This window comes from Halorussus halobius (assembly GCF_004765805.1).
GTDB lineage: Archaea > Halobacteriota > Halobacteria > Halobacteriales > Haladaptataceae > Halorussus > Halorussus halobius.
This window is the reverse complement of sequence record NZ_ML219773.1, coordinates 907,566-932,766: the sequence shown is the minus strand read 5'-3', so window position 1 is coordinate 932,766 and position 25,201 is coordinate 907,566. Positions and strand designations below refer to the sequence as shown.

26 protein-coding genes are annotated in these 25,201 nt (G+C 70.0%); 7 read left to right on the top strand and 19 right to left on the bottom strand.

All coding sequences use genetic code 11. The features are described from left to right. Nucleotides 1-308 precede the first annotated feature (308 nt). From speB to EPL03_RS04730, 5 genes are all read right to left on the bottom strand, one after another. Nucleotides 309-1,127, bottom strand: coding sequence for an agmatinase (speB, locus tag EPL03_RS04750; protein ID WP_135828171.1), 819 nt, complete (start codon nt 1,125-1,127; stop codon nt 309-311). Continuing rightward, nucleotides 1,128-1,508 (bottom strand): translation initiation factor IF-5A, encoded by a 381-nt coding sequence (locus tag EPL03_RS04745; RefSeq protein ID WP_135828170.1) that lies wholly within the window; start codon nt 1,506-1,508, stop codon nt 1,128-1,130. It abuts the gene before it with no gap. 64 nt (nt 1,509-1,572) lie between these two features. After that, nucleotides 1,573-1,845, bottom strand: a complete 273-nt coding sequence (locus EPL03_RS04740; RefSeq protein ID WP_135828169.1) for a hypothetical protein — start codon at nt 1,843-1,845, stop codon at nt 1,573-1,575. A 207-nt stretch (nt 1,846-2,052) separates the two neighbouring features. Beyond that, entirely contained in the window at nt 2,053-3,147 is a 1,095-nt protein-coding gene (locus tag EPL03_RS04735) for an aminotransferase class I/II-fold pyridoxal phosphate-dependent enzyme (protein WP_135828168.1), read from the bottom strand. 49 nt (nt 3,148-3,196) lie between these two features. Beyond that, nucleotides 3,197-3,421, bottom strand: coding sequence for an antitoxin VapB family protein (locus tag EPL03_RS04730; RefSeq protein ID WP_135828167.1), 225 nt, complete (start codon nt 3,419-3,421; stop codon nt 3,197-3,199). A gap of 368 nt (nt 3,422-3,789) precedes the next feature. Here EPL03_RS04730 and EPL03_RS04725 point away from each other — a divergent pair, with 368 nt between their 5' ends. After that, on the top strand, nt 3,790-5,199 hold the full coding sequence (locus tag EPL03_RS04725) for a DUF6498-containing protein (RefSeq protein ID WP_135828166.1): 1,410 nt from the start codon (nt 3,790-3,792) through the stop codon (nt 5,197-5,199). 19 nt (nt 5,200-5,218) lie between these two features. Here EPL03_RS04725 and EPL03_RS04720 read toward each other — a convergent pair whose 3' ends face one another. The 3 genes from EPL03_RS04720 to EPL03_RS04710 all read right to left on the bottom strand — a co-directional run bounded on the left by EPL03_RS04720 (nt 5,219) and on the right by EPL03_RS04710 (nt 8,300). Next, a complete protein-coding gene (locus tag EPL03_RS04720; RefSeq protein ID WP_135828165.1) occupies nt 5,219-6,157 on the bottom strand; it encodes a ZIP family metal transporter in 939 nt (312 codons plus the stop codon). 103 nt (nt 6,158-6,260) lie between these two features. Beyond that, nucleotides 6,261-7,934 (bottom strand): ABC1 kinase family protein, encoded by a 1,674-nt coding sequence (locus EPL03_RS04715; RefSeq protein ID WP_210424897.1) that lies wholly within the window; start codon nt 7,932-7,934, stop codon nt 6,261-6,263. Between the two features lie 9 nt (nt 7,935-7,943). After that, complete coding sequence (locus EPL03_RS04710; RefSeq protein WP_135828164.1) at nt 7,944-8,300, bottom strand: Hsp20/alpha crystallin family protein; 357 nt, start codon at nt 8,298-8,300, stop codon at nt 7,944-7,946. A gap of 118 nt (nt 8,301-8,418) precedes the next feature. On the opposite strand from EPL03_RS04710, the gene EPL03_RS04705 reads away from it, so the two are divergent. Further along, the gene (locus tag EPL03_RS04705; RefSeq protein WP_135828163.1) at nt 8,419-9,672 is read left to right on the top strand and encodes a molybdopterin molybdotransferase MoeA; all 1,254 of its coding nucleotides are present in this window, start codon (nt 8,419-8,421) and stop codon (nt 9,670-9,672) included. A gap of 709 nt (nt 9,673-10,381) precedes the next feature. Further along, nucleotides 10,382-12,277 carry a molybdopterin biosynthesis protein gene (locus EPL03_RS04700; protein WP_135828162.1) on the top strand — a complete coding sequence of 632 codons (1,896 nt, stop codon included), beginning with the start codon at nt 10,382-10,384 and terminating at the stop codon, nt 12,275-12,277. Between the two features lie 273 nt (nt 12,278-12,550). Here the strand turns inward: EPL03_RS04700 and EPL03_RS04695 are convergent, their stop codons facing one another. From EPL03_RS04695 to EPL03_RS04670, 6 genes are all read right to left on the bottom strand, one after another. Continuing rightward, nucleotides 12,551-13,234: an HAD family hydrolase gene (locus tag EPL03_RS04695; protein WP_135828161.1), complete on the bottom strand. Its 684-nt coding sequence runs from the start codon at nt 13,232-13,234 to the stop codon at nt 12,551-12,553. Nucleotides 13,235-13,280: 46 nt separating this feature from the next. Beyond that, a complete protein-coding gene (lwrS, locus tag EPL03_RS04690; protein WP_135828160.1) occupies nt 13,281-13,673 on the bottom strand; it encodes an LWR-salt protein in 393 nt (130 codons plus the stop codon). Nucleotides 13,674-13,688: 15 nt separating this feature from the next. After that, complete coding sequence (locus EPL03_RS04685; RefSeq protein ID WP_135828159.1) at nt 13,689-13,964, bottom strand: 4a-hydroxytetrahydrobiopterin dehydratase; 276 nt, start codon at nt 13,962-13,964, stop codon at nt 13,689-13,691. 60 nt (nt 13,965-14,024) lie between these two features. Further along, the gene (gene hemA / locus EPL03_RS04680) at nt 14,025-15,395 is read right to left on the bottom strand and encodes a glutamyl-tRNA reductase (RefSeq protein ID WP_210424896.1); all 1,371 of its coding nucleotides are present in this window, start codon (nt 15,393-15,395) and stop codon (nt 14,025-14,027) included. A 188-nt stretch (nt 15,396-15,583) separates the two neighbouring features. Further along, nucleotides 15,584-15,988 carry a DUF5778 family protein gene (locus EPL03_RS04675; protein WP_135828158.1) on the bottom strand — a complete coding sequence of 135 codons (405 nt, stop codon included), beginning with the start codon at nt 15,986-15,988 and terminating at the stop codon, nt 15,584-15,586. A gap of 152 nt (nt 15,989-16,140) precedes the next feature. Beyond that, nucleotides 16,141-16,335 carry a cold-shock protein gene (locus tag EPL03_RS04670; RefSeq protein ID WP_135828157.1) on the bottom strand — a complete coding sequence of 65 codons (195 nt, stop codon included), beginning with the start codon at nt 16,333-16,335 and terminating at the stop codon, nt 16,141-16,143. Between the two features lie 125 nt (nt 16,336-16,460). Between EPL03_RS04670 and uppS the strand changes: the two genes are divergently transcribed. Then, a complete protein-coding gene (uppS, locus tag EPL03_RS04665; protein ID WP_135828156.1) occupies nt 16,461-17,384 on the top strand; it encodes a polyprenyl diphosphate synthase in 924 nt (307 codons plus the stop codon). Between the two features lies 1 nt (nt 17,385). Here the strand turns inward: uppS and EPL03_RS04660 are convergent, their stop codons facing one another. Beyond that, on the bottom strand, nt 17,386-17,994 hold the full coding sequence (locus EPL03_RS04660) for an undecaprenyl diphosphate synthase family protein (RefSeq protein WP_135828155.1): 609 nt from the start codon (nt 17,992-17,994) through the stop codon (nt 17,386-17,388). Between the two features lie 51 nt (nt 17,995-18,045). After that, nucleotides 18,046-19,515, bottom strand: a complete 1,470-nt coding sequence (locus tag EPL03_RS04655; protein WP_135828154.1) for an arylsulfotransferase family protein — start codon at nt 19,513-19,515, stop codon at nt 18,046-18,048. A 234-nt stretch (nt 19,516-19,749) separates the two neighbouring features. Here EPL03_RS04655 and EPL03_RS04650 point away from each other — a divergent pair, with 234 nt between their 5' ends. From EPL03_RS04650 to EPL03_RS04640, 3 genes are all read left to right on the top strand, one after another. After that, complete coding sequence (locus EPL03_RS04650) at nt 19,750-21,099, top strand: MFS transporter (RefSeq protein ID WP_135828153.1); 1,350 nt, start codon at nt 19,750-19,752, stop codon at nt 21,097-21,099. Between the two features lie 122 nt (nt 21,100-21,221). After that, nucleotides 21,222-22,532 carry a DUF92 domain-containing protein gene (locus EPL03_RS04645; RefSeq protein WP_135828152.1) on the top strand — a complete coding sequence of 437 codons (1,311 nt, stop codon included), beginning with the start codon at nt 21,222-21,224 and terminating at the stop codon, nt 22,530-22,532. Further along, nucleotides 22,529-22,957: a GNAT family N-acetyltransferase gene (locus EPL03_RS04640; protein ID WP_135828151.1), complete on the top strand. Its 429-nt coding sequence runs from the start codon at nt 22,529-22,531 to the stop codon at nt 22,955-22,957. The genes EPL03_RS04645 and EPL03_RS04640 overlap by 4 nt, the downstream gene beginning before the upstream one ends. On the opposite strand, the gene EPL03_RS04635 is transcribed toward EPL03_RS04640, so the two are convergent. The 3 genes from EPL03_RS04635 to EPL03_RS04625 all read right to left on the bottom strand — a co-directional run bounded on the left by EPL03_RS04635 (nt 22,943) and on the right by EPL03_RS04625 (nt 25,201). Further along, nucleotides 22,943-23,278 carry a hypothetical protein gene (locus EPL03_RS04635; protein ID WP_135828150.1) on the bottom strand — a complete coding sequence of 112 codons (336 nt, stop codon included), beginning with the start codon at nt 23,276-23,278 and terminating at the stop codon, nt 22,943-22,945. The two genes, EPL03_RS04640 and EPL03_RS04635, sit on opposite strands and share 15 nt — an antisense overlap. A gap of 211 nt (nt 23,279-23,489) precedes the next feature. Beyond that, on the bottom strand, nt 23,490-24,341 hold the full coding sequence (locus EPL03_RS04630; protein ID WP_135828149.1) for an ABC transporter ATP-binding protein: 852 nt from the start codon (nt 24,339-24,341) through the stop codon (nt 23,490-23,492). Next, a complete protein-coding gene (locus EPL03_RS04625; RefSeq protein WP_135828148.1) occupies nt 24,338-25,201 on the bottom strand; it encodes an ABC transporter permease in 864 nt (287 codons plus the stop codon). The genes EPL03_RS04630 and EPL03_RS04625 overlap by 4 nt, the downstream gene beginning before the upstream one ends.

Sequence of the window (25,201 nt, the reverse complement as noted above, 5' to 3'; positions counted from 1 at the left end):
AGCCGGTACGGCGCGTCTGCCCTCGTGACGGCGCGGGGTCGCTCGGCGCGCGGGAGTTCGACGTGTTCCAGCGGCGCGCGTCGGCTCGCGCGGACAACGTCACACTCGCTGCTCGCGGTCGCACCGCCCACCCAACGCGGTGGGGCCCGAACCGTCGGCGCGACCCCGGCCTGCCCGTTCGGTCGGCCGAGGGCGGCAGTTAGTCGGTCGACTCATTAACGGTCGGCCCGTCGAAACCGGCGGCTGGTCGGACTGCCGACGCCGAAACTGGCCCGGCCTTCGTCCGAACGGCGGTTCGTCGACCCGGCTCACGCCTCGTCGGAGGCGGCGTGCGAGAAGACGAACTCGCGGAGGAGTTTGCCCGCCAGCGCCGCCGACTGGCCGTCGTCGCGGTCGTTGACCTCGACCACGTCGAACCCGACCACGTCGCTGGATTCGGCCACGTCCCGGACCGCGTCGCGCAGCTCGCGGGGACGGAGGCCGAACGGCTCCATCGTGCCCGTGCCGGGCGCGAATCCGGGGTCGGCCGCGTCGACGTCGACGCTCAGATAGACCGACTCGTCGGCGTCGAACGCGGGCGTCCAGTCGGGCACCGCCTCGGGCGCGACGACGGTCACGTCCGACTCGGCGGCGCGCTCGTACTCGGGCTCGCTGCCCGTTCGAGCGCCCAGAATCACGGCCTCGTCGGCCGTGTCGAGGGCGTGGCGGGTCACCGTGGCGTGGCTCAGCGGGTTGCCGTCGTAGGCCTCACGGAGGTCGAGGTGAGCGTCGAGACAGACGAAGACGTCCGGGTCGGTCGCTCGCACGCCCGCCAGCGTGACGGTGTGCTCGCCCCCCAGCACGAGCGGGAGGGCGTCGTCCCACCGCACGTCGGTCAGGACGCCGTCGAGGTACTCCAGGTACTCGTCGGCGTCGTCCCACGCGCGGACGTCGCCGTGGTCGTGGACGGAGAGGTCCGAGAAGTGCCGGTCGGCGCGCGGGTCGTAGTCGTCGTACGACCGGGCGAACTGCCGGATTCGGTCGGGGCCGAACCGCGCGCCCGGCTGGAACGTCGTGGAGACGTCGAGGGGCGCGCCCACGACCACGTAGTCGGCCGCCTCGCGGTCGGCGGACGCACCGGGGAACATCTATCCGAGAATCTTGCGCTGCTCGTCCATCTCGAGGTACTCTATCTCGTCGTCGGGCGAGAGGTCGACGCCCTCGGGCGTCTTGATGGTGATGGTCTCGTAGGTCTCGAGGTCCATGACCTGGGCCACGTCGGCGCTCTCGACGGCGACGACCTGTCCCTGCTTGCGCTCGATGATGGGAACCCATATCTTGGCGTCGACCGGCTGGGAGAGGCTTCGCTTCTTGCCGTCGAAGACGCCCTCGGCCTCGATTCGGGCCTTGGCGCTGCCGTGCTTGCCCGGCTTGGCCGTGCTGTAGGAGTTGATCTCGCACGCGGCGTCGTCGATCATCACGTAGTTTCCTTCCTGCAGGTCCCGAACTTCCTTCTGCTCTCTTGCCATACGGCCGGATAGCGGATGGGGCAGTATAAACAGTTTGGAATGCATTTTCGCCCGGCGACGCGGGTCACTCCTCGTGGTAGCCGTGCCCAGCGACGAGCGCGAGCGCGTGGGCCCCGAGCAGGGCGACGACCGCCGACGGACGGCTGGCCGCCGCGCCCCCGACGAGCATCGGGACGTAGACCAGCGGGAGCAGGACCGCCGACCAGAAGCCGGTGAACTGGACCCGCTCGCGGGCGGCCTCGCCCGCCGCTCGTGCGAGACTCGGGAGGGCGGTCGTCGACTCGTCGGCCGTTCCGGTCGCGTGCGTCGCGTCGAAGGTGGAGGGTGCGTTCGACATCGTTCTTACTCCACCCCACGAACGCCGACCCCATATAAGGGCCAGAGCGTTAGCGAAAATTCGCGTGTTTCACCCCGGCAGCTCGGCTTTCCCTCGGTTTCATCGCCGGCCGACCACCTTTTACGACGGGTTTAGATTCCCCTAGACATTTTATAAGACCGTTTAATCTCGTTTCGGGAAAGATGTCGGACGACCGACGGTCGGCAGCTACCGGGAGTGGCGCTCGATGCAGTCGCCGACTCGCGCGAGCCCGTCCTCCAGTTCGTCGGTCGGCAGGCCGAACCCGATGCGGAAGTAGTCGTCGTAGCCGAACAGGTCGCCGGGCGCGAGTACCACGCTCTCTTCCTCGACGACCGTCCGGCAGAACTCCCGACTGCCCGCGAAGCCGTCGGGCACCGACACGAAGCCGTTGACCCCGACCGGGTCGTACCACGACAGGTCGCGCTCGTCGACGAACGCCCGGACGCGCTCGCGGTTGCGCGCCGCGAGGTCGCGGTTCTCGGACAGAATCCCGTCTTCGGCGTCGCCGAGCGCCTGTCGTGCGACGTGCTGGCCGAACAGCGACGGCGAGATGGTGGTGTAGTCCTTCCAGCGCCACGCCGCCTCGACCACCGCCTCGGGGCCGGCGAGCCAGCCGAATCGCAGGCCGGCGAGGCCGTAGGCCTTGGTGAGGCTCGTCGTACTCACGCCGTACTCGCCCATGCTCGCGACCGGCGCGAGCGGCTCGTCGGCCAGCAGCCGGTACACCTCGTCACAGAGCAGGTAGGCGTCGTTGTCGGCGGCGAGGTCGTAGAGCGCGCGCACCTTCTCCTCGGGGTGGTAGCGCCCGGTGGGGTTGTTCGGGTTGTTCAGGACGACGACGCTGGTTTCGGGCCGAATCGCGTCCGACACGGCTTCCACGTCGAGTTCCCACTCCGGCGGTTCGAGTCCGACCCGGGTCACGTCGCCCACGGCCTCGGGGACCGCGTGGAGCGCCTGATACGTGGGGGTGACGACGACCGCGTGGTCACCCTCGCCGTCTCGACCCGCGTTCCCGCCGAGCAACGCGAGGAACGCGAGGAAGTTGGCCTCCTGGGTCCCGCAGGTGAACAGTACCTCGTCGGCCGACCGGTCGTAGCGGTCGCCGACCTCCGCGCGGAACTCGGGGTCGCCGTTGGTCGGGATGACGTAGCCCAACTTGCCGGGGTCGAGGTCGAATCGGTCGGCGTCGAGGCTCCGGATGCCGCTCTCGGCCAGCATGATGTCGGCCTCGTGTTCGTACTCGGCGAACCAGCGTTCGAGTCCGAACGGTGCGATGTCCATGCTGGAGCGTCGAGCCGAGCGGGCGAAAAGCTACTGGAAGGGGCAGAGGCTAATAGGAGACGACGTCGAGGCCGTCGATTCGCTCGGACCGACGCTCCGCGACGGCGTCTTCGAGTTCCTCCGCCGTCTCCTCGCTCAGGACGCCGTAGAAGTCGCCGAGTTCGGCACCGTCCGTTATCCGTCGAACGACGTCACTGAAGCTCTCGTCCTCCTTCTTCTCGGCTTTGAGGCGCTCGTAGGCGTCATCGGCGAGCGAGATAGTCTTCGTGCCCATGCACGTACACGTACGTACCACCGTCAAAAGCGTTCTTCTGAGACGGATAGGACTGTTCAAATAAGCGGCTGTGACCGCAACCAATTCCTCGAAAGCCCTCGGCGCGCTCGCGGTCGCTCAGCGACACCTCCGACGGACGTGGTTGCGACGGAGAGCGGTCGCTGAGACGACCACGCGAACGCGAGCGCGCCTCGCCCTTTCAGTCCACCAAGGACGTGGATTCGTTCGCCGAGCGCAACTCGTGGCCGGTGGCGCTAATCTGAACACTACTGGACGGATGAAACGACGGTCGCAGCCATCACGTCGGGGTCACAGGGTCGTCAGGGACTCCGCCACAGCTAAGTCCGCCACTTCTCACCTCCGAGACGATGGGTCGCGCGAACGTCCTCGTCGGTCACGGCGGCCGGGCCGGACTGCTCGTCGCCGGGAACGCCCTCCCGCTGGTCGGCGTGGCGGTCTGGGAGTGGAACCTCTCGGCGCTTTTAGTCCTCTACGGCATCGAGGGCGTCGTGACGGCCGCCATCGCGTCGCTGAAGATGCTGTTCGCCGAACGGCTACCCAGCGTCCGCATGAGCGCGACCGACCTCCCGTTCCCGCAACTCCGGGAGAAGCGGGGCGGCGTCGCGGTGCTGGACGGGTTGCCGCCGGTCTACCCGCGAAACCTGCCGTTCACGCTCGGCATGACCGGCACGTTTCTGTTCGCCTGGGCGGTCCCCGGCGCGCTCGTGCTGGCCGACGCGCTGGCCGCGCTGTCCGACGCGGTGTCGCTGACGGTCCTGGTGTCGGGACTCGGACTGGTGGCCACGCGACTCGCCGAGTTCCGGACCGAGTACGTCGGGCGGGGCGAGTACGCCGACGTGTCGGCGCGCGCGGTCGCGGCGACGCCCGTCAGACAGTTCCTGCTGGTGGTCTGTCTGCTGCCGTTGCTGGCCTCGCTCGGCGAATCGCGGACTGCTGGTACCCTGTCGCTGTTCATCGTGGTCGTCGTGAAGACGCTCGCCGACGGCTACGGGTTCTGGGTCGACCACCTCGGCGGGGAGCCCCACCGTCTCGGCGAGCGACTGTTCGGCAACGTCGAGACCGGCGAGCCACCGCCGACCGTCGACGTGCCCGACGACCCCCCCGACGAGCGACTGGGGACGGACACGGCGGCCGTGCTGTTCAGCGGGTTGGTGCCGGTCGCGCTGACGTTCGTGAGCCAACTGGGCGTGTTCTCGCTCCTGCTGGTCGCGCTGGCAGTTCTGGTCGTCGGCGTCGAGGCGCTGTTGGTCGGCGTCGCGGTGGTCGGGGTCCTCGCGGGCGCGAGCCTCCTGACACACTACCTGCGGTACGGGACGCTCGAATACCAGCGCCGGGGCGACGCGTTCGTCTGCTACGATACGTGGCTCGACGAGCCACAGTGGGCCTGCGACGTCGACGCCGTCCGCGACCCGTCGGTCGAACGTCGAATCACGAGCCGGCTGTTCGGGACCAGCGTGGTCACGTTCGCGGCCGACTGGTCCGACGAGTCGACCCGCCGGGTCGGTCCCGTCGCCGACGCTCGGGAACTTCCCGACCGGTTCGGGTTCCCGCCGTTCGACGCGAGTCAGGCCGACGCCGACCGGACCGTCGCGGTCGCCGCGCTCGGACTGGTCGGCTGCTTCCTGACGGTCCCCGTAGGAATGTTGGCCGCGCCCAGCGTGTCGACTGGTCAGGTGATCGCGGTCGTGATACTGCTCGGGCCGATGATGGCGGTACTCGTCGGCGCGCTGCTGTGGGTCTCGCTGTACAACGCGTGAGTCGAGTGGAGAGGTCCCGTCACACGTACATCAGCGGCACCATCGCCACGATGCCGAGGCCGAACCCGACGGCGAGTTCCCTGTAGCCGCCGTTGGGCAGGTCCGCGCCGGTTTCGAGCGCCTCCGGGACGAACTCCGTGGCCACGAGGTACACCATCGCGCCGGCGGCGAACCCGAAGCCGAACGGGAGGAACGCCTCGGCCCAGCGCACGAACGCGAACGCGATGACCGCGCCGACGGGCTGGGGCAGACTGGAGAACACCGCCGCGCCGACCATCCGCCAATTCGAGAGCCCCAGCGCCCGCATCGGGATGGCGATGGCGGTCCCCTCCGGGACGTTGTGGATGGAGATGGCGACGGTCATGAACACCGCGAGCAGCGGAATCGAGAAGCCGAGCAGCTGGAGGCCGCCGTCCAGTCCGAGCTCCGCGAACGAGACGCCGACCGCGACGCCCTCCGGAAAGCTGTGGACGGTGAGGATGCCGAGGATGAGCACGAGCGTCTTGAGGTCGCCCTCGGCGAAGGCTCTGGCCTCCATCGCGTGGTCGTCGTGGTCGTGGCCGCCGTCGGCGAGGTGAGCGTCGGTCTCGTTGTCGGGGTGAGCGTCGGCCTCGTCGTCGGGGTCGTCGGACCCGTGTTCGGCCGTCCCGGGTTCGCCGCCCCCGCCGACTTCGACCGCGTCGAGCGCCCTGTCGGCGGCCTCGACCAGCGCGACGCCAGCGAACAGGCCGCCGACCATCAGCGTCGGGACGCCGCCCGACGTGTAGGCCAGCCCCTCGTTGACGAGGCCGAACAGCGACGCCGCCACCATGATGCCCGACGCGAGTCCCCACAGCGTCACGTTCCATCGGTCGCTGAACTCGTCGACGAAGAAAAACGGGAGCGCGCCGAGGCCCGTCGCCAGTGCCGTCACCAGTCCCGCGACGAACACGAGTACGAGGTTCCCTGCGAGGCTCATGTCCGTTTCAACACACCGACTACAAAAAAGAGTTTCTAAATGAAGAACATAATTTTGGCTATCCTAAAACCAGGCGCGCGCGAGCGGCGTCACTGCCGACCGGCTACTCCCTGCCGCGCCGGCGCTGTAGCTCGTGACGGGTGAACTGGGGCGTCGTCCGAATGCCGCCGCGACTCCGGAAAGTCCGGTAGAGCAGGACCGCGACGCCGGCCGAGAACGCCGCGGCGACGGCCGCCGCCCGGACCTCGGTGGTCGCGTAGAGGAACGCGGTCGAGAACGCGCCCGAGGCGAGCAACATCCCGTAGACGAGCCGCTTGGCCAGCAGTTCGAACACGTCGTCGCCGTCCTCGACGTCGACGCGGACGTGGAAGTCCTCGCGGTCGATGCGGTCGAGAGCGTCTTCGACCTTCGGCGCGAGTCGGACCGACGACTCGACCGACTCGCGGAGCCGGTCGCCCGTCTGGGCGGCGTACTTCCTGATGGACTCCTCGCGGAACCCCTGCTCGGTGAGGTAGTCGGTGGCGGTCGAGATGAAGTCGAAGTCGGGAGCGAGCGTGACACAGACCCCCTCGACGACCGTCGCGACCCGAAGCACGAGCGCGAGGTTCGACGGCAAGCGCAGGGGGAACTCGTAGATGGTGTCCTCGACCTGCGAGATTATCTGCTGGACCCGGTAGGTCTCGATGTCCTCGCCGCGAGCGTCTTCGATGGCGAGTTCCATCACCTTGCCCATCGTCGCGCGGTCGGCCTCCGGGCTGAGCGTCCCCATCTCGACGAGCGCGTCGAGGATGCCGTCGATGTCCTGGTTGGCCACCGCGACGTAGAACTCGACTATCTTGTTCTGGACGAACTCGTCGACCCGGCCGGACATGCCGAAGTCGTAGAAGACGATGGTGCCGTCGGGCCGGACCGACAGGTTCCCCGGATGGGGGTCGGCGTGGAACACGCCGTCTTCGAGCATCATCTGGAGGTACGCCCGCTGGAGAGTCACCGCGAGTTCGTGGCGGTCGACGCCCATCTCGTCGAGCGCCTCGACGTCGTTTATCTTGGTCCCCTCGACGTACTCCATCGTCAACACGCGCGAGCCCGAGTGAGAGCCGACGACCGCCGGAATCGTCACGTCGTCGTCGCCCTCGAAGTTCGCGCGTATCTCTTCGAGCATCTCGGCCTCCCGCTCGTAGTCCATCTCCTCGCGGATGGTGCGGTCGAACTCGTCGGCGAGGGTCTCCAGCGAGAACGACCGGGCGTCGTCGATGAAGTACAACAGGACCGGCAGCGCCCACCGGACGACCTGGAGGTCGGCCGCCACGAGGGCCTCGATGCCGGGCCGGCGGACCTTCACCGCGACCTCCTCGCCGTCGATTTCGGCGGTGTACACCTGACCGAGGCTCGCCCCGGAGATGGGGTCGGTGTCGAAGTCGTCGAAGTGCTCCTCGACGGGACCGATTTCCTCTTCGAGTACGACCCGGGCCTCGGCCCACGGCGCGGGCGGCACCTCGTCTTGCAATCGGGAGAGCACGTCCACGTACTCGGGCGGGAGCACGTCGGGACGGGTCGACAGCAACTGGCCGAACTTGATGAACGTCGGGCCGAGCGTCAGCAGCGACTCCAGCAGGGTCTCGGCCCGCTCGACGCGGGTCTGGGCGTCGACCTGCCGCGACCGGCCGAACAGGACGAACCGGCGGCGGTCGCGGGCGTAGCTCACCAACAGCGGCAGGAAGTGGTACGCCACGACGAGGAACCGCCGGTACGCGCGGAGTTGGACCAGTGTGACCACCCCGCGCGGTCACCGATGCTCGACGGGAATCTCTCGCTCGGGCGCGGCGTCGCGCTTGGGCAGGCGCAACTCCAGCACGCCCCGGTCGATGGTCGCGCGCGCGCCGGCGCCGGTCGCGTCGGGCGGCAGCGGTAGCTCGGCGTCGAGGAACGGCGACCTGTCCTCCTGGAGGTACGAGAACGCGACGGGGACGTCCTTCTCGCGGCGCGCCTCGATCTCGAGCGTCCCGTCGGTCGCTTCGACGTCCACCGTGTCGTCGACGACGCCGGGCAGGTCGACGACCAGCAGGTAGGCGTCGTCGCTCTCCAACAGGTCGGCGAACACCGCGTCGGGCAACTCCCGCATCGCGTCGCGAAGCGCTGACATACTCCCGTTTTGGGACGGAAGGGCGAAAAAGGGTGTGGTCCGACCCGTGCCGGCCGGCGTCGGCGGTCCAGTCGCTCCGTCCCACACGCTTTTGCCCGAGGCAGGCCGATTCCACCCCATGAGCGACGAGTCGCCCGACCGGAAGCGGTCCGGGTTCAAGGACAGGACGCGCCTCGACGACGCCCGCAGACGCCTGCTCGACGCGGTCGACCCCCACGAGCGGGTCGAGGAGCGACCCCTCGAAGCGGCCGACGGGCGGGCGCTCGCCGAGCCGGTGGTCGCCGAGCGCAACGTCCCCCACTACCCGCGCGCCGCGATGGACGGCTACGCGGTGCGGGCCGAGGACACCTTCGGCGCGAGCGACCGCTCGCCCGCGGTGCTCCGCCCGAGCGGAGCGGCGAGCGAGCGGGCGGGAGCCGACGCGGTCGCGCCCGGCGGTGCGATCCGGGTCCACACCGGGAGCGAACTCCCCGCGGACGCGGACGCGGTGGTGATGATAGAACAGACCGACGTTTTCGGTGACGAGGTGGAGGTTTTCGACGCGGTCGCGCCCGGCGAGAACGTCGCGCCCGTCGGCGAGGACGTCGAGTCGGGCCAGCGCCTGTACGACGCGGGCCACCGCCTGAGACCCTCCGACCTCGGCCTGCTGCGCTCGGTCGGCGTCGAGACGGTCGCGGTGCGCGAGCGCCCGACCGTCGGCGTGGTTCCGACCGGCGAGGAACTGGTGGCGGCCGACCCGGACCCCGGCGAGGTCGTCGAGACCAACGGGCTGACGGTCGCGCGGTTCGCCCAGCGGTGGGGCGGCGTTCCGACGCTCCGCGACCCGGTGACCGACGACCCGGACGCGCTCCGGGCCGCCGTCCAGCGCGACCTCACGAAGGACGTGGTGGTCACCATCGGCGGGTCGTCGGTGGGCGAGCGCGACCTGACGCCCGAGGTCGTGGCCGACCTCGGCGAGGTGCTGGTCCACGGCGTCGCGCTCAAGCCCGGCCACCCGGTCGCGGTCGGCGCGGTCGAGGGGACGCCGGTGGTGATGCTGCCGGGCTACCCGGTCGCGTGCATCGTCAACGCGGTCCAGTTCCTCCGGCCCGCGCTGAAGGCGGTCGGCGGGCTCCCGTGCGGGCCCCTGCCCGCGACCGAGGCGCGACTCGACCGGAAGATACGGAGCGAGCCGGGCATCCGGACGTTCGCGCGAGTGGAAGTCGACGCGAGCGCGGAGGGCGAGACGACCGCGACCCCGACGCGGGCCTCGGGGTCGGGCGTGCTGTCGAGCGTCGCGCTCGCGGACGGCTGGGTCGTCGTGCCGGAGGACCGGGAGGGCATTCCCGCGGGCGAGACCGTCGAGGTGCAGGACTGGGAGGCGCTTCCATGAGCGGTCGGACGGACCGCGATAGCGACTTCCTCGGACGCATCCGCGAACAGCACCGTAGAAGCGACTGGGACGACAACCGCCTCGAAAGCCCTCGCATACAGGACCGCAAGGGCCACTGGAGCGGCAACCGCCCCGAAAGCCCTCGCGGCGCTCGGGTCGGGGGACTCGTTGCGCTCCTCGGTCGCTCCCTGCGGTCGCTCCCTGCGGTGCTTCCGTCGTCCGCCTTCCCCGAGCGCCGCTCGCCCTTTCAGTCCGCCGAGGCGGGGGCATGGCCTACCGGGCGGAACGCGCCGGTTGGTCGGCCGGCGGTCGGCGCGCACGGTCGCGCCCTCTCGTGGGCGCGACCGACTGCGCGAGGGAGGCGAGCGCGTTCAGGCGCTCGCCGAGGCTGGGGCGGCGTGAGGCTCACGCCCGGTGGGACTGCCCACCGGATTGGGCCCGATTCGACGCTCCACCGTCCGGGCGGACCGAAAGGGGCCGCCCGCTCGCGTGCAGTTCCGTCGCTTCAGCGACCCCTATTCGGCGTGCGGTTTGCGCCGAATATGTCGCTGAGCGACCGCGAGCGGGCGGGGGCTTTCGGGGTGTTGTTGTCGGCTGTCTTCTCCCGTGTTTCAATATCTTCGAGGCGTAGCGAGCGGGCGGGGGCTTTCGAGGACGAATCGACCACCGACTCGTCGGCTCCAACCGTCCCGTCGGGAAGTGATACGCAATGACCGACCGCAAGGAGTTCAGGGACCTCGCCGACCCCGAGGACGCCAGAGACGCAATCGCTAGCCTCGACCTCACGCCCGACGCCGAGCGCGTCCCGCTCGAAGACGCCCGAGGTCGGGTGCTGGCCGAGCGAATCGACGCCGGCCTCGACGTGCCGGGGTTCGACCGCGCGAGCATGGACGGCTACGCGGTCCGCGCCCGCGACACGTTCGGCGCGGACGAGACCGACCCCGCAGTCCTCGACCTCGCGGGGACCGTCCACGCGGGCGAGGAGCCGACAGTCGCGGTCGACGAGGGCGAAGCCGCCGAGATTTCGACCGGCGCGGTGATGCCGCCCGGCGCGGACGCCGTGGTGATGGTCGAGCGGACGGAAGAGTCCGAAGACGGCGACGCGGTCCTCGTCCGGACCGCCGTCGCACCGGGCGACCACGTGATGCTCGCGGGCGCGGACGTGGCCGCCGGCGAGCGCGCGCTCGGCCCGGGAACGCGGCTCACGCCACGCGAAATCGGCCTGCTGTCGGCGCTCGGGGTCGACTCGGTGCCGGTCCGCGCGAAACCCACCGTCGGCATCGTCTCGACCGGCGACGAACTCGTCCGTCCCGGCGCGGACCTCGACAGCGGGGCGGGCCAGATATACGACGTCAACAGCTACGCCGTCGCGAGCGCCGTGGCGGAGGCCGGCGGCGAGCCGGAACTCTACCCCCACGCCGGGGACGACTACGACGAGATGGAGGCCGTCCTGCGCCGGACGGCCGACGAGTGCGACCTCGTGCTGTCCTCGGGTTCGACGAGCGCGAGCGCGGTCGACGTCATATATCAGGTGATCGAGGACCGGGGCGAACTCCTGCTCCACGGCGTCTCGGTCAAGCCCGGCAAACCGATGCTGGTGGGTCGACTCGACCGGTCGGCGTACGTCGGCCTGCCGGGCTACCCGGTCTCGGCGCTCACCATCTTCCGGACGTTCGTCGCGCCCGCCGTCCGCGACGCCGCCGGCCTGCCCGAGCCGGCGACCGCGACCGTCGCGGCTCGGCTGGCCGCCGAAGAGCGGTACTCGGAGGGTCGGACCCGAATGTTGCCGGTCGGGCTGGTCGAGACCGGCGAAGAGGTAGTGGCCTACACCGTCGACAAAGGCAGCGGCGCGACCACCAGCCTCGTGGCCGCCGACGGCGTGGTCGAGGTGCCGGCCGACACCGCCTACCTCGCCGAGGGCGAGTCCGTCGAGGTCCAGTTGTTCTCCCCGGACGTGCGCCCGCCCACGGTGCTGGGCGTCGGCGAGGACGACCCCGCGCTGGCCCGCCTGCTCGACGACCTGGAGCGACCCAGATACCTCGCGGTCGGCTCGCGCGAGGGGCTGCGTCGCCTGCGCGACGGCGTACCGGACGTCGCGGTCACGACGACCGGCCCGCCCGACGACCGCGACGTCGCGTCCCAGCAACTCGCCGCCTACGAGCGCGAGTGGGGATTGGTCGTCCCGGCGGGCAACCCCGAGGAAATCGCGGGCCTCGCCGACCTCGTCGACCGCGACTTGCGGTTCGTCAACCGGGGGAGCGATTCGGGCCTGCGGACCTCCCTCGACGCCGCACTCGCCGACCTCGCCGACGACCGGGCCGCGAGCCGCAGGGACCTCACCGACGCCATCGACGGCTTCGAGTTGGCGGCGAAAGCCCACGAGAGCCCCGCCCGGAAGGTCGCCACGGGCGACGCCGATGCCGGCCTCGGCTTGCGCGCGACGGCGGAGAAGCTCGGACTGGGCTTCGTCCCGGTCGGCACCGAGACGGTCCGCGTGCTGGGGAATCCCGACCGCGCCGAGAAGCCGGGCGTCGCGGCGCTTCGGACGGCGCTGAACGCGGAACTGGACGGGATACTCGACGACCTGCCGGGATTCGACCGGTAGCGCGCGGTGGGGTCGTCCACGAGGATGCACCCCGTGACGCCTCCGACAGTCCGGGTGGACTGAAAGGGGCCGCCCGCTCGCGGGCCGCAGGCCCGTGGTCGCCTGTGCGCGGCCACTATCTTGCGGGCGCAGTTTTGCGCCCGCAAGATATCCCGCAGAGCGACCGCGAGCGGGCGGGGGCTTTCTAAACGTTCCTCGGTACGGATGTCTCATTCAAAAATCGGCTCGCTACCGTCGTCCCGGTCAGATCGAATCCGCTCTCGACGTTTCGAGTTACCCCGAACTCGCCAGTCCCGGCAGTTCCTCGAACGTCTCCACCCGATAGTCGCCGAGGACGCACTGCTGGCGGTGGGCGTGGCCGTGGCGCTCGACGTGGACCGCGTCGAGGCCGGCGTTCCACGCCGCGCCCACGTCGCTCGCGCCGTCGCCCGCCAGCACGCCGTCGGACCCGCGACTCGACGAACCGCCGCTCGCGGGGACGCCTTCACGGTCGACGCCCAGCAGTGTCTCGGCGTGTTCGACCGGGCTGGGGTCGGGCTTCCAGCCCAGTTCCTCGTCGCAACAGACCACGGCGTCGAACCAGTCGCGGATGTCGAGTTCGTCGAGGACCGGGTTCGCGAGGAACGGCTGGCAGTGGGTGACCAGCCCCACCGGACACTCGAGGTCGGCGACGAACGCGGCGTCGTCGTGGAGAAACGTCTCCTCGGCCCGGCGCTGTGGGTCCTCTATCTCGTGGAAGACCGGCCAGAAGTTCTCGGGGTCGATGCCCCACTCCCGGAGCTGGTCGTTGCGACTCCCGCCGAGGCCGTGCCAGAGGAGTTCGGCCTCGCGGTCGGTGAACTCCCGGCCGAGCCGGGTCCCGACCCGGTCGAACACCGACCGGGGGTACGACCAGTCGACGTCGACGAGTGTGCCGTCGAGGTCGAGCAGCCAGTAATCGTACTCGCGGGCGACCATAGGGACAGTCGGGTAGGCGCTCGGGAAAAATAAACGTTTTCCGGAACTACGAGCGTTCGACTTCGAGCGAACTCCCGAGGTACTTGTGCAGCACCGCCGAGACCGAGTCGGCGTTGAACTGCGCGAGGTCGCTCCGAATCTCGTCTTTCAACGCCGTCAGGTACGCCTCGTCGGTCTCGAACGCGCGGTACTCCACCGACAGCACCGTCACGCCCCGCGCGTCCGTCACGCCCAGCGCGTCCTCGGTCAACTCGCGGAAGTGGGCCTCGTCGGTTATCTCGCCGCGCCAGAGGTTGTCCCGGAAGAAGAGCCACCCCGCCTCGCCGGGCGGGTCGGCCGCGCGCGCCAGTCGGGTCTCGAACTCGTCGGGGTCGACCGACACGCCGCCGACTGCGGGGTCGAGCCGGAACCGGACCGCGAAGACGTAGCGGGCGTCCATGCTCGCACTTCCGACTCACCGAACGTCGTCGGTCAGCTCGGCCATCTCGACGTCGGCGTCGGTGACGCCGCCCTCCTCGTGGCTGGTGAACCGTACCGTGACCGCCTCGTACCCGATCTCGATGGTCGGATGGTGGAACTGCTCCTCGGCGATTTCGCCGACCTCGCTGGCGAACGCGACGCCCTTCAGGTAGTCGTCGAACTCGTAGACGCGCACGATCTCGTCGCCCTCGCGCTCCCAGCCGTCGGGGATTCGCCGGTCGATCTCGTCGTCCGAGAGTAGCTCGGCCATGCGTCGTCGTTGGGCGCGGCGGCAGATAAAATCAGGTGCCGGGGAGCGACGAGCGCGCCCTCAGTCGTCGTCGGTGACGCCCGCCGCGACGTCGTCGGGCATCCGCTCGGCCACCTCGTCGGGTATCTCGGCCTGCTCGCGGACGAACGCCGGCGGTTCACGGTCTTCGGTCCCGTCCTCGTCGCCGAACTCGGGGTCGAACAGCCGGAGCGCGGTGTTGATGGTCGTCCAGTCGTCTTCGGCGGCGGCGTCCCGCAGGCTCTTGGTCGGGGGCGCGAGCAACTGGGAGACCAGCGCGTCGGCCATCGACGCCACCACCTCGCGCTGGTCCTCGGAGAGGTCACCGTGCGCGTCGAGCTTCGACAGCGCCTCCGAGAGCTCGCGCTCCTTGACGCGCTCGGCGCTCTCGTACATCGCCGAGACCACCTCGTCGGCCCGCTTGCGCTTGTACCCCTCCAGCAGGCGGTCGAACTCCCGGTCTATCATGGTCTCGACCGACTCGGCGGCCGCCCGCCGCCTGCGCTCGGTCTCGTCGGTCACCGTCTCCAGGGCGGTCATGTCGTACACCGTCACGTCCGCGAGCGCGGCGGCCGCGGGCGCGACGTCCCGAGGCTGGGCGACGTCGACGACGAGCGTGCCGCCGGCGGTCGCGAACTCCTCGACCCCGAGGACGCGCCCGTCGCTTCCGGTGGCGGTGACCGCGACGTCGGCGGCCGCGAGCGCCGACTCGACGTCCTCGAGGCCGACCGCGCGGGCGTCGTCGTGGTCGAGTTCGCGGGCCAGTTCGGCCGCGCGCTCGGGCGTCCGGTTGGCGACCGTCAGCGTCTCGACGCCGGCGTCGGCCAGCGCGCGCGCCGCGATGGTTCCCATCTCGCCCGCGCCGACGACCACGGCCCCCGCCGAGCCGAGGTCGGTCTCCTCGTCGAGCAGTTCGACCGCCGCGCTGCCGACCGACACCGCGCCGTCGTTGATGGCGGTCTCGGTCCGGGCGCGCTCGCCGACGTGGATGGCCTTGGTGACCGCGTCGTCGAGAATCGGGCCGAGCGCGCCGGCTTCGACGGCCGTCGCGTAGGCGTCACGGACCTGCCCGAGTATCTGGTCCTCGCCGAGCACGATGGATTCGAGACCGGCGGCCACCCGCATCAGGTGGCGTAGGCTCTCCTCGTGGTCGGTCTCGACGGTGGCGTGACCGTCGACGTCGGGCGAGAACTCCGACAGGACCGCTCGCCCGGTCGCGGGCGCGTCCGTGACGACGTAGGCCTCGAACCGGTTGCACGTCTGGAGCGCGAACGCCTCGCGGACGTCGGGCGCGTCCAGCAGGCGGCCGAGAACCGCCTCGCTGTCGACGTGACAGGCTCCTTCGACCGCGTCGAGGCTCGCGCTGTCGTGGCTGACCCGGAGGCCGGAGACCACGCCGGTCGCCCCGCTCACGGGGACCACCCCGCGAGCCGTGCTTCGGTCCGAGAGCCCCCGGGAGTCCCGTTCGTACCCACCGAGACGCACCGCACACTCATTGTAGACGGCTTTGGACGGCCGGTACGTAAAGCCTTCCAAACGCGCCCCCGCTTCCGGTATTCGGGGGACCGGCCGGCGACCACCGGGCGTCCGCCGGGCATCGCCTACGGCCCCTCGACGCCCGTCACCTCGAAGCCCAGGTCGCGGACGTCCGCGAGGATGCCCTCGTGGTCGGCGTCTGCCTCGTAGTAGAACACCACGTCGAAGCTGCCCTCCCGGAGGAGCTGTTGGCACTCCCAGACGAACGACTCGTCGTCGAGCGTCAGCCCCTGATGCTGGTTCGACGCGAACTCGGAATCGTCGGTGCCCGAGTAGACGAACGTGTCGGTGGGGTCGTGGCCCGCGTGTGCGGCGATTATCTCGCCCACGTCCACGGTCGCCTGATGCATCTCGACGTCCTCGTCGCCCCCGAAGTCGGTGTGGACGACCGCGCCGTTCAGCTCGACGTCGCCGGGTTCGAGCAACTGCTTGGTCCTGCGGTAGAGCTCCTCGTCGAGCACGTCTTCCATGTCGGGGTCAAGTCAGCCGCCGGTTAAACGCCCTGCGGTTCGCGGGGTCGTGGCCACGGTGCGGTGCCGAGGGTCGCAGCGACGGCGATTCGCGGCACACCCGCAGCTACCCGACTTGCACCAAGAAAATCACTCTGTTCGACGGGATACCGCTACAGACGCGTGAGGTTCGTCGCGCGCGGTCCCTTGTCGGCCTGTTCGATGTCGAACTCGACTTCCTGCCCCTCTTCGAGGTCGGGACCGCCGACGTCTTCCATGTGGAAGAAGACGTCTTCCTCCGAGTCCTCGGTGTCGATGAATCCGTAACCGCCAGTGTCGTTGAAGAAATCGACCGTACCTTTCGCCATTGCGTTCTGCCACAAGTCGCCCCATAGTTAAAAAGGTATGCAACTAGGTGAAGCTGGTCCGCCGGGTCGGCCGACTGACGGGTCAAAAGGCTAATTGTACTCGACGGCGTCGGGGCCACTAACGGATGTTCGAGTGGCTACGGCAGCGTGCGGGGGTCGCGTACGAACGGCTCCTCGAGCGGGAGATTTCGGGCGCGCCGACGCACGTCGCCGTGATTCAGGACGGGAACCGACGGTACGCCACCCAGCGGGGCGGGGACGCTCACGACGGCTATCACGCCGGGGCGCGGACGACCGAGCGGGTGCTCGACTGGTGCAAGGAGATGGGGGTCGAGGAGCTGACGCTGTACGCCTTCTCGACCGAGAACTTCGACCGACCGAAAGACCAGCGCGAGGTCCTGTTCGACCTGCTGGAGGACAAACTCTACGAGTTCGCCGACGACGACCGCGTCCACGACGGCGGGGTGTGCATTCGGGCCATCGGCGACGTCGACCGGCTTCCCGGCCGCGTCCGGGAGGCCATCGACTACGCCGAGCGTCGGACGGCCGACTACGACGAGTTCACGCTCAACGTCGCGCTGGCGTACGGGGGTCGGAACGAACTCCTCGGCGCGGCCCGCGAGGTGGCCCGCGCGGTCGAGGACGGCGACCTCGACATCGAGGACGTCGACGTCGCCGAAATCGAGGACCGCATCTACGACCGCCCGGTCCGGGACGTCGACCTCATCATCCGGACCGGCGGGGACGAGCGCACGTCGAACTTCCTGCCGTGGCACGCCAACGGCAACGAGGCCGCCGTCTTCTTCTGTACGCCCTACTGGCCGGAGTTCTCGAAGGTCGACTTCCTGCGGGCGGTCCGGACCTACGAGTCCCGCGAGGAGTCGTGGCGGCGCACGCGGGCCGAGCGCGCGCTCGCGCTGGTGAGGGCGCTCGGCGGCGCGGAGCTGGCCGAGGCTCGGGCCATCATCGAGCGGTTCCGGGGCACGCTCCCCGAGGACCCGAGCGTCGAGGAACTGGAGGTCGAGAGCGACGGGACCTCCGTGGAGTGACCTACTGGCCGAACCGACGCTGGCGGCTCTCGTAGTCGAGCAGCGCCCGGAGGTAATCGCGCTTCCGGAAGTCCCGCCAGTTCACGTCGGTAAAGTACAGCTCCGAGTACACCGACTGCCATATCATGAAGTCCGAGAGCCGCTCCGCGCCGGTCTTGATGACCAGGTCCGGATTCTCGGGGAACACGAGGTAGTTCTCGACCTCGCGCTCGTCGACCTGTTCGGCGTCGAGCTCGCCCGCCTGCACGTCCTCGGCTATCTTCCGGACCGCGCCCGCGAACTCGTGTTTGCCGCCCAGGCCGATGGACACCTGGATGGGCGCGTCGGCGCGCTGGGTGTCCTCGGGCCCCCGGACCGCGAGCGTTCGCGGGGCCGACACCCCTTCGAGTTCCCGGCGGAGCGTCGGCGCGGCCGCGGGGTCGAGCACGCTGACGTACACGGTCACGCGCTGGGCTCCGTACTCGAACGCCCACTCGAAGAACGCCTCCAGGGTGGCGTATGCGCCCTGTTCGAGCAGGTCGCGCTCGGTGACGATGACGGCGACGTGGCTCGGCGGCGCGGGCTCGCGCCGCCGGAGGCGGGCGGCGAGGTAGCGGTCGTACAGTCCCACGCGTCGGAATTTCGCGGGCCAGCGACCTAAACGTCACGGACCGGGACGGGTTCAGTCGTCGTCGGTCGCGCGCTCGTCCGAGCCGTCCGCGGGGCTCGTGCGGTGGCGGGCGCGATACCACCGCGCTTCGAGGACGCCCCAGACGAGCGCGACCAGCCCGCCGAACGCGGTCGCGACCACCTCCGGGAACCCCATCCAGACCGGCGTGACGTACATCAGCCCGTTGAGGTACTTGCCGGGCACGACGCTCTTGACCGTTATCCAGAACCGGTCGCCTGCGGTTCCGGTGCGCGAGGCGAGGTCGGCCGAGCGCGCGCTCGGGCCCCCGGCGGACTCGTCGCCCGTCCCCAGACGCTCGGCCTCGTAGGGGAACGCGATGTTGAGGCTCCAGACCACCTCGCCGTCCTCGTCGACCTCGAACACGCGGTTGCCGTTCGAGTCCGAGATCAGCGTATGGCCGTTCGGAAGCCGGTCGGCGTCCCGGGCCCACTGCATCCGGGCGTCGCGCCAGAGCCACGACTGGGTCCACGTCCCGTCGGCCTCGCGCCGGTACTCGACCACCCGGTTGTTCTCGCTGTCGGCGACGACGGCGGCCGGCCCGCCGTTCGACTCGTTCACGAAGTCGGGATTGTGCTGCTCGTAGAGGACGTCGTACTCGTCCTCGCTGCCCAGCGTCCACTCCTCGTCGAGGGTTCGGTCCTCGGCGGTCAGAAAGAGGACGCGGTCGTGGTTCCGGGCGCTCACCATGATGCGCCCGTCGGCGAGCAACTCGACGTCGTTGATGTGCGACCAGTCCTCGGGGTACGGGCCGCCCGTGGCGTCCGTGTCGTAGGCGTCGGAGGCGTTCCAGCGCCACGCCACCTCGTCGGCGGTGGTGTCGACGCCGAACGCGCCGTCGAGGTAGATGTCCGCGACCACGAGGTGGGTGTCGTTGACCCGGTCGACGTCGTGGTACCGCGAGGACTCCTTGCCGGGCGTGAGGTGGCCCCACACCTGCTCGGTCTCGCCGGTCGTGAGGTTGGCGCGCTCGACGCCGTTGTACGTACACGCGCCGGCCTCGTCGTGGCTCTCGTAGTAGGTGTCCCACGTCACCTCGTCGACGCCGTAGTCGCCGGGGTCCCACTCGTCGGCGTCGGGACAGGCCTCGCCCTCGCGGTGGTCGGCGTACGAGTACTCGACGGTGGCGTCGGTGCCGGCCACGGGGTCGACGTCCCAGTAGCGCGTGTGGGCGTCGTCGTAGTAGCGGACCGTCCCGTTCGGGTTGATGCCGACGAGTTCCGCCCGGGCGCGGGGGCCCTCGCTGGCCTCGCCCCGCCACGAGTTCGAGTCGGTCGCGACGACGGTGACGCCGTCGGCGTCGGGCGCGACCTCGGCGGTCGGGTCGACGCCGTCGCCGTCGAGGTGGGACTCGACGGTCGTGTCGGTCCACGAGGTGGCGAGGCCGTAGCCGACGCCGACGACCGAGAGCGCGAGCAGTGCGACGAACGCGATTCGGAGCCGTCGCTTCGTGTCTCCCGTCATTCGTCGGGTCGGAGTCGGTCGCGTCGGCGACGTCGCTCGGATGCCGGCGCTGCTCGCACGGCCATCACTGTTCCCCGCGAGGTTCGCGGCCGCTCGATTCGTCGGTCCCCCCGTCAGAAGCGCGCATGGCCGGGCTACGCCGGCGAGGCGCAAATATATTTCCCAACACTGGCGCGCCCGCGACCGTCCGCACGGCAAAGCATAATTGATTCACCTCCGAACCTCGACCCGAGAATGGTCGCCGAGGACGAGTCCAGAAGCGTACTCGACCCGTTCCACCAGTTCTTCGCACTCGAACGCGACGTGCTGGTCCTTTCGGCCGCGATGTTCGCGTTCAGCCTCGGCTTCCAGATGACCAGCCGCTACCTGCCCGAGTACATGGCGGCGCTGGGCGCTTCGGGATTCGTCGTCGGCCTGTACGGGACGGTCGGCAACGTCATCTCCGCGGTGTATCCCTACCCGGGCGGTACCGTCTCCGACCGGCTGGGCTCCCGATACGCGCTGACGCTGTTCGGGCTCCTCTCGACGCTCGGGTTCGCGTTCTGGCTCGTCGCGCCCGCGGTCGGCGCGCTCTCGGTGGGCGGGGTCACCGTCGACCCGTGGGTCTGGATATTCGTCGGTCTGCTGCTCGCTCAGGCGTGGAAGTCGTTCGGCCTCGGCGCGACGTTCGCGGTCGTCAAGCAGGCGACCGAGCCCTCGAAGCTGGCGGCCGGGTTCGCCAGCACCGAGACGTTCCGCCGGACCGCCTTCCTCGTCGGCCCCGTGCTCGCGGCCGTTCTGATCGGGTTCCATCCCGCGTTCACGGTGAGCTTCCAGTACGTGCTTGCCGTCGCAGTCGTCTTCGGAGCAATCGGGACGGTCGTCCAGCACGTCCTCTACGACGCCAGCGAGGACACCGTCGGCGACAGCTTCGAGGGTCTCGACGGGATTCGGCGCGACCTCCGGGAGATGCCCGACGAACTCCGGCCGCTCCTGGTGGGCGACACGCTGGTCCGGTTCGCGAACGGGATGGTGTACGTGTTCTTCGTGCTGGTGGTCACGCAGTTCTACGAGGTCGGCTTCGAGGCCACGCTGGCGCTGGGCGAGTTCTCCTACGCGGTGGACGTCTCCCCGGAAGCGTTCTTCGGCTACCTGCTGGGCGTGGAGATGCTGGTCGCGCTGCTCACGATGGCACCGGCCGCCAAGCTCGCCGAGCGCGTCGGTCTCAAGCCTATCGTCGCGCTCGGGTTCCTCGTCTACGGCGTGTTCCCCGTCGTCCTCATCGCGGGCCCCGAAGTGCTCGCTCCGGCAGTCTCCCTCCAGTGGGCGATGGTGGCGATCTTCGCGTTCTCCGGCCTCCGATTCGCCGGGCTGCCCTCCCACAAGGCGCTCATCGTCGGCCCGGCCGAACGGGACGCCGGCGGGCGAGTCACCGGCACCTACTATCTGCTCCGGAACGCGGTCGTCGTTCCGAGCGCGGCGCTGGGAGGCTACCTCTGGGACTTCGTCAGCCCGGAGGTCGCGTTCACGCTCGCGGCGGTAATCGGCGTCGTCGGCACCGGTTACTTCCTGCTGTTCGGCGAGGAGTTCGACGCGTATCGGTGACCGCGCGGGCGGACCCACGGTCGCCTCTCCGCCCGGCGTCAGACGCGCGTCGGCCCCACGTCCGGCGTCGTGCCGGTCGCTTCGGGAGCATTAAGTGGGCGTCGGCGGAACGCTCGCACATCGTGACCTCCAGAGTTCGGCGCGCGGCGGCGTTCGCCGCAGTGGCCACCCTGTCGCTGGCCGCCCCGATGTTCGGATGGGCCACCGCCGGAGCGTTCGGCGCGATAGCGGTCCTCGCGCTGTCGGTCACCGACGGACCGGCGTTCGAACTGTTCGCCCGGCCCGCCGACCGGCAGGCGGGGCGACTCCACGGGCTCGCGGCCTTCGGCTTCGCCGCCACGGGCGTCGCGCTCCTCGCGCTGTTCGCCCGCCTGCCGACCCACGTCTTCGTCGCCAGCGTCCTCGTGGTCGGCTACGGCAATCTGGCCCACCAAGTCGCGTCGCGGTTCGACGCCGACGCCATCGTCCGGACGGGCGCGTTCGTCGCCGGCGGACTGGCCGCGGCCACCGCCGGGCAACTCGCCGTGCTGACCGTCGAGGGCGTCGCCGTCGCGCCCGCGCTGCCGGAACTCGTCTTCCTCGCGGCCAGCGGCGCGATGCTGGCGGGGCTGCTCCGGTCGGTGCTGTTCGCCCGCGACGACCCGCTGGTGGTCCTCTCGGTCGCGCTGCTGCTGTGGCTGTTCGCCGACCTCACGGTGGTCGTGACCGTCGAGGGCGTCGCGGTCGCCATCGTCGTGAGCGCGCTGTTCGGCTACGTCTCGTGGGCGCTCGACGCCGCCTCCATCCCGGGGATGATGACCGGCGCGCTGCTGGCGGTGCTGACCATCGTGCTCGGGGGCTACGCGTGGTTCGCCGTCCTCATCGCCTTCTTCGGCGTCGGCAGCCTCTCGACCAAGTTCCGCTACGAGCAAAAGCAGGCCCGCGGCGTCGCCGAGGACAACGAGGGTGCCCGCGGCACCGGCAACGTGCTCGGCAACGCGGCGGTCGCGCTGGCGGCGGTGCTGGCGTACGCTGCGCGCGGCCGGCTCCCGGTGCCGGGCGAGCTGTTCCTGTTCGCGTTCACCGGCTCGGTCGCCACCGCGATGAGCGACACCCTCTCCAGCGAAATCGGCGGCGTGTTCGACGACCCTCGGCTGGTCACCACGCTCGAACCCGTCGACCCCGGGACCGACGGCGCGGTGACGTGGCAGGGCGAACTCGCGGGGCTCGCGGGCGCGGCGGTCGTCGCGGCCATCGCGTTCGCGCTGTTCGACAGCGTGGACCCGACGGGCGCGGCGGTCGTCGTCGCGGCGGGCGTGGCCGGGATGACGACCGACAGCCTGCTCGGCGCGACCCTCGAAGGCGACGCGCTGGGCAATCAGGGCGTCAACTTCCTCGCCACGCTCACGGGCGCGCTCGTCGGCGCGGGCCTCGCGGTGGTCGCGTTGCCGTGATTCGAGCGGCCGAGGCCGGTGACCGCGAGCGCCTGCGCGCCATCCAGACCAACCTCCGGGAGCCGAATCCCGCCCTGCTGGCGTACGCCGTCGACGGGCCACCGCTCGTTCTGGTCTCGACCGCGGAGGGCACGCCGGTCGGCTACCTCGCGGCCTTCCACGACGACGAAACGGGATACGTCGCGGAGATCGTCGTCGAGCCGGCGCACCGTCGGGCGGGCCGAGCGAAACGACTGCTTGCGGCCGCCTGCGACCGCCTTCGCGCGGCGGGGTGTTCCGAAATTCGGCTCACGGTCCACCCCGACAACGACGCCGCCCGACGACTGTACGAGTCGCTGGGCTTCGCGGAAGTGGGTCGCGTCGCGGACTACTACGAGGACGGCAGCGAGGGGATAACGATGAGTCGGGAGTTAGGACGGGCGTGAGGACTCGGCTCGCCGCGCTTTCCGCTGTTCTTGAAGCTGGTTCTCGTGTTTCTCCGCGCCGATGGTCAGCCCGGCTTTCGCCTGGTCCGCGCTGTCGAACGACAGCTCCTCGACGGGAACGTCGCGCACGTCGTCGTACTCGCGGAGGATGTACGTGTAGTAGTACTGCATCGCCCGACGTGCGTTCTGTGCCGGACTCCCCTTCAACAGGTCCGTGGTCAGACTGAGATGGACGACCTCCGGGAACGGCAGCCCCAGAACGTCCTGTGCGGACTGCATCCGTTCGTAGTCGTCGTCTCGGACTCGCACCGTTTCGGACATACCCCGTCGTTCCGGCGCGGGACTGTTAAGCGTTACGAAATGAAACAGATTGTAACAGGTTGTTACGGAGCGTTACGGGGCTGGGTTCCGATACTGTACCACGAACGGGCGGGACGGGTGACGGAGTGCTGTGCGGAAACTGGGGACGACCGAACCGAAGCCGGGCGTCTCGCTCGGCCGGGCGACGGAACTGTCCGACCACCGGAGCCGGTCAGTCCGCGAACCGGAGGTAGTTGAACAGGTCGGCGTACGTGGGGTCGGTCACGCGAGCGTCCCCGAGGTCGTCGACGCCCGCCGCGTCCGAGTCGAGGAAGCCGCGGACGACGCCGTCGCCCCTGAACAGGCGTCCGTCCATCACCTCGTCGGCGAGCGCGTCGGCGCTTCCCAGCGACGCCTCGACGACCGGCGGGACCGACGACAGGAGCGCGTCGGGCGTCCCGGACGCCACGACGCCGTCACCGGTGAGGAACACGATCCGGTCGGCGACGTCGGCGTCCATCGGCAGGTGAGTCGTCACGAGGACCCCCTTCCCACGGTCGCGAAGCTCCGACAGCCTGTGGTGGACCTCGCTCACCATCGTCAGATCGAGGGCGGCCGTCGGCTCGTCGAGGACGTACAGCGGGGCCTCGATGCTGAGCGCGATGGCGAGTTCGAGCTTTCGACGCATCCCGCCGGAGTAGTGGGCCACTCGGTCGTCGAGCCGGTCGTCGATGCCGAACGTCTCGACCAGCGTGCGCCACTCGTCGGTGAACGTCGGGTTGAGACGGTCGTAGAACGCGACGTTCTCCCGGCCGGTCAGCCTGTCGAGACAGAGCGCGTCCTGAAGCAGGAAACTCGTCGTGCCGGGGTCCGACGCGGGCGGCCGACCCGCGACCTCGACCCGGCCCGCCGACGGGACCAGCCCGCCGGCGAGACACGAGACGAGGACCGACTTGCCCGTGCCGTTCGGTCCCATCAGGACGACGACTTCGCCGGGGTCGACGGTCAGGTCGATGCCCCCGACCACGGCCTCGTCGCCGAACGACTTCCCGACGTTCTCGGCGACCAGAATCGGGTCGCTCATCGGCCGGACCTCCCGTCGTACAACTGCCAGCGCGAGAGGAGGACGCCGGCCACTGCCGCGACGACGGCGTATCCGGCGAGGGGAACGAGCCGATTGGCCGTCCCGGCGAAGCCGACGCGCGACGCCCCCTCGACGGCGACGAGGCGGACCGCCATCGCGCGGGTGGCGAGCGCGTTCGGGAACCACTGGACGACCGACTCGTCGAGTATCGCAATCGAGGGCATCACGCCGTTGTACCCGGTGAGCATGAACGCGAACACCGCGACCAGCGACAGCACGAACTGGGCGTACTGCTCGTTGTTCGCGGCCGCGACGACGGGAATCGCGGCCGCCATGAACACCACGCTCAGGCCGACGAACGCGGCGACAGACACCATCGCCGGGACGACGCCGCCGACGCCGAGCGGCGCGCCGTCGAGGAGTCCGACCACGAGTCCGACCCCGAGCGCCAGCGCGGCGACCGCCAGCCCGGCCGCCATCCGGCCCGCGAGGTCGGCCGAGGGACGCACCGACATCGAACGGTACGCGAGGAACCGGTCGGACTCCAGGTCGACGGCGAGTTGGCTCCCGAACACGGTCAGCGACGCTATCATCGCGCCCAGCACCGCGATGCCGACCGCGAACAAGCCTTTCGTCGCCGGGTCGAACTCCCGGGTCGCGGTCACGAGCAGGTACATCGTCGGGGGCAGGCCGACGGCGACCCCCAGCACGGTCCAACTCCGCGCCACGTCCCGGAGCGTCCGGTAGGTGAACCCCATTGCCTGTTCGACCCAGACGCCGCGCGTCGACTCGGCCGGCGTCGCCGTCCGCGACTCGCTCGACGCTTCGACGTCCTCGACGGCCCCGGTGGCGTCGCTCAC

Excerpts from the sequence above, each read along its gene's own strand:
- EPL03_RS04670 (WP_135828157.1), bottom strand. The coding sequence starts at position 16,335 with ATGGCGAAAGGTACGGTCGATTTCTTCAACGACACTGGCGGTTACGGA.
- EPL03_RS04720 (WP_135828165.1), bottom strand. The coding sequence starts at position 6,157 with ATGAGCCTCGCAGGGAACCTCGTACTCGTGTTCGTCGCGGGACTGGTG.
- EPL03_RS04655 (WP_135828154.1), bottom strand. The coding sequence starts at position 19,515 with ATGACGGGAGACACGAAGCGACGGCTCCGAATCGCGTTCGTCGCACTG.
- EPL03_RS04685 (WP_135828159.1), bottom strand. The coding sequence starts at position 13,964 with ATGGCCGAGCTACTCTCGGACGACGAGATCGACCGGCGAATCCCCGAC.
- EPL03_RS04740 (WP_135828169.1), bottom strand. The coding sequence starts at position 1,845 with ATGTCGAACGCACCCTCCACCTTCGACGCGACGCACGCGACCGGAACG.
- EPL03_RS04745 (WP_135828170.1), bottom strand. The coding sequence starts at position 1,508 with ATGGCAAGAGAGCAGAAGGAAGTTCGGGACCTGCAGGAAGGAAACTAC.
- EPL03_RS04650 (WP_135828153.1), top strand. The coding sequence starts at position 19,750 with ATGGTCGCCGAGGACGAGTCCAGAAGCGTACTCGACCCGTTCCACCAG.
- EPL03_RS04675 (WP_135828158.1), bottom strand. The coding sequence starts at position 15,988 with ATGGAAGACGTGCTCGACGAGGAGCTCTACCGCAGGACCAAGCAGTTG.
- EPL03_RS04710 (WP_135828164.1), bottom strand. The coding sequence starts at position 8,300 with ATGTCAGCGCTTCGCGACGCGATGCGGGAGTTGCCCGACGCGGTGTTC.
- EPL03_RS04700 (WP_135828162.1), top strand. The coding sequence starts at position 10,382 with ATGACCGACCGCAAGGAGTTCAGGGACCTCGCCGACCCCGAGGACGCC.
- EPL03_RS04630 (WP_135828149.1), bottom strand. The coding sequence starts at position 24,341 with ATGAGCGACCCGATTCTGGTCGCCGAGAACGTCGGGAAGTCGTTCGGC.
- lwrS (WP_135828160.1), bottom strand. The coding sequence starts at position 13,673 with ATGGACGCCCGCTACGTCTTCGCGGTCCGGTTCCGGCTCGACCCCGCA.
- EPL03_RS04695 (WP_135828161.1), bottom strand. The coding sequence starts at position 13,234 with ATGGTCGCCCGCGAGTACGATTACTGGCTGCTCGACCTCGACGGCACA.
- EPL03_RS04735 (WP_135828168.1), bottom strand. The coding sequence starts at position 3,147 with ATGGACATCGCACCGTTCGGACTCGAACGCTGGTTCGCCGAGTACGAA.
- EPL03_RS04705 (WP_135828163.1), top strand. The coding sequence starts at position 8,419 with ATGAGCGACGAGTCGCCCGACCGGAAGCGGTCCGGGTTCAAGGACAGG.
- EPL03_RS04730 (WP_135828167.1), bottom strand. The coding sequence starts at position 3,421 with ATGGGCACGAAGACTATCTCGCTCGCCGATGACGCCTACGAGCGCCTC.
- EPL03_RS04725 (WP_135828166.1), top strand. The coding sequence starts at position 3,790 with ATGGGTCGCGCGAACGTCCTCGTCGGTCACGGCGGCCGGGCCGGACTG.
- uppS (WP_135828156.1), top strand. The coding sequence starts at position 16,461 with ATGTTCGAGTGGCTACGGCAGCGTGCGGGGGTCGCGTACGAACGGCTC.
- speB (WP_135828171.1), bottom strand. The coding sequence starts at position 1,127 with ATGTTCCCCGGTGCGTCCGCCGACCGCGAGGCGGCCGACTACGTGGTC.
- EPL03_RS04635 (WP_135828150.1), bottom strand. The coding sequence starts at position 23,278 with ATGTCCGAAACGGTGCGAGTCCGAGACGACGACTACGAACGGATGCAG.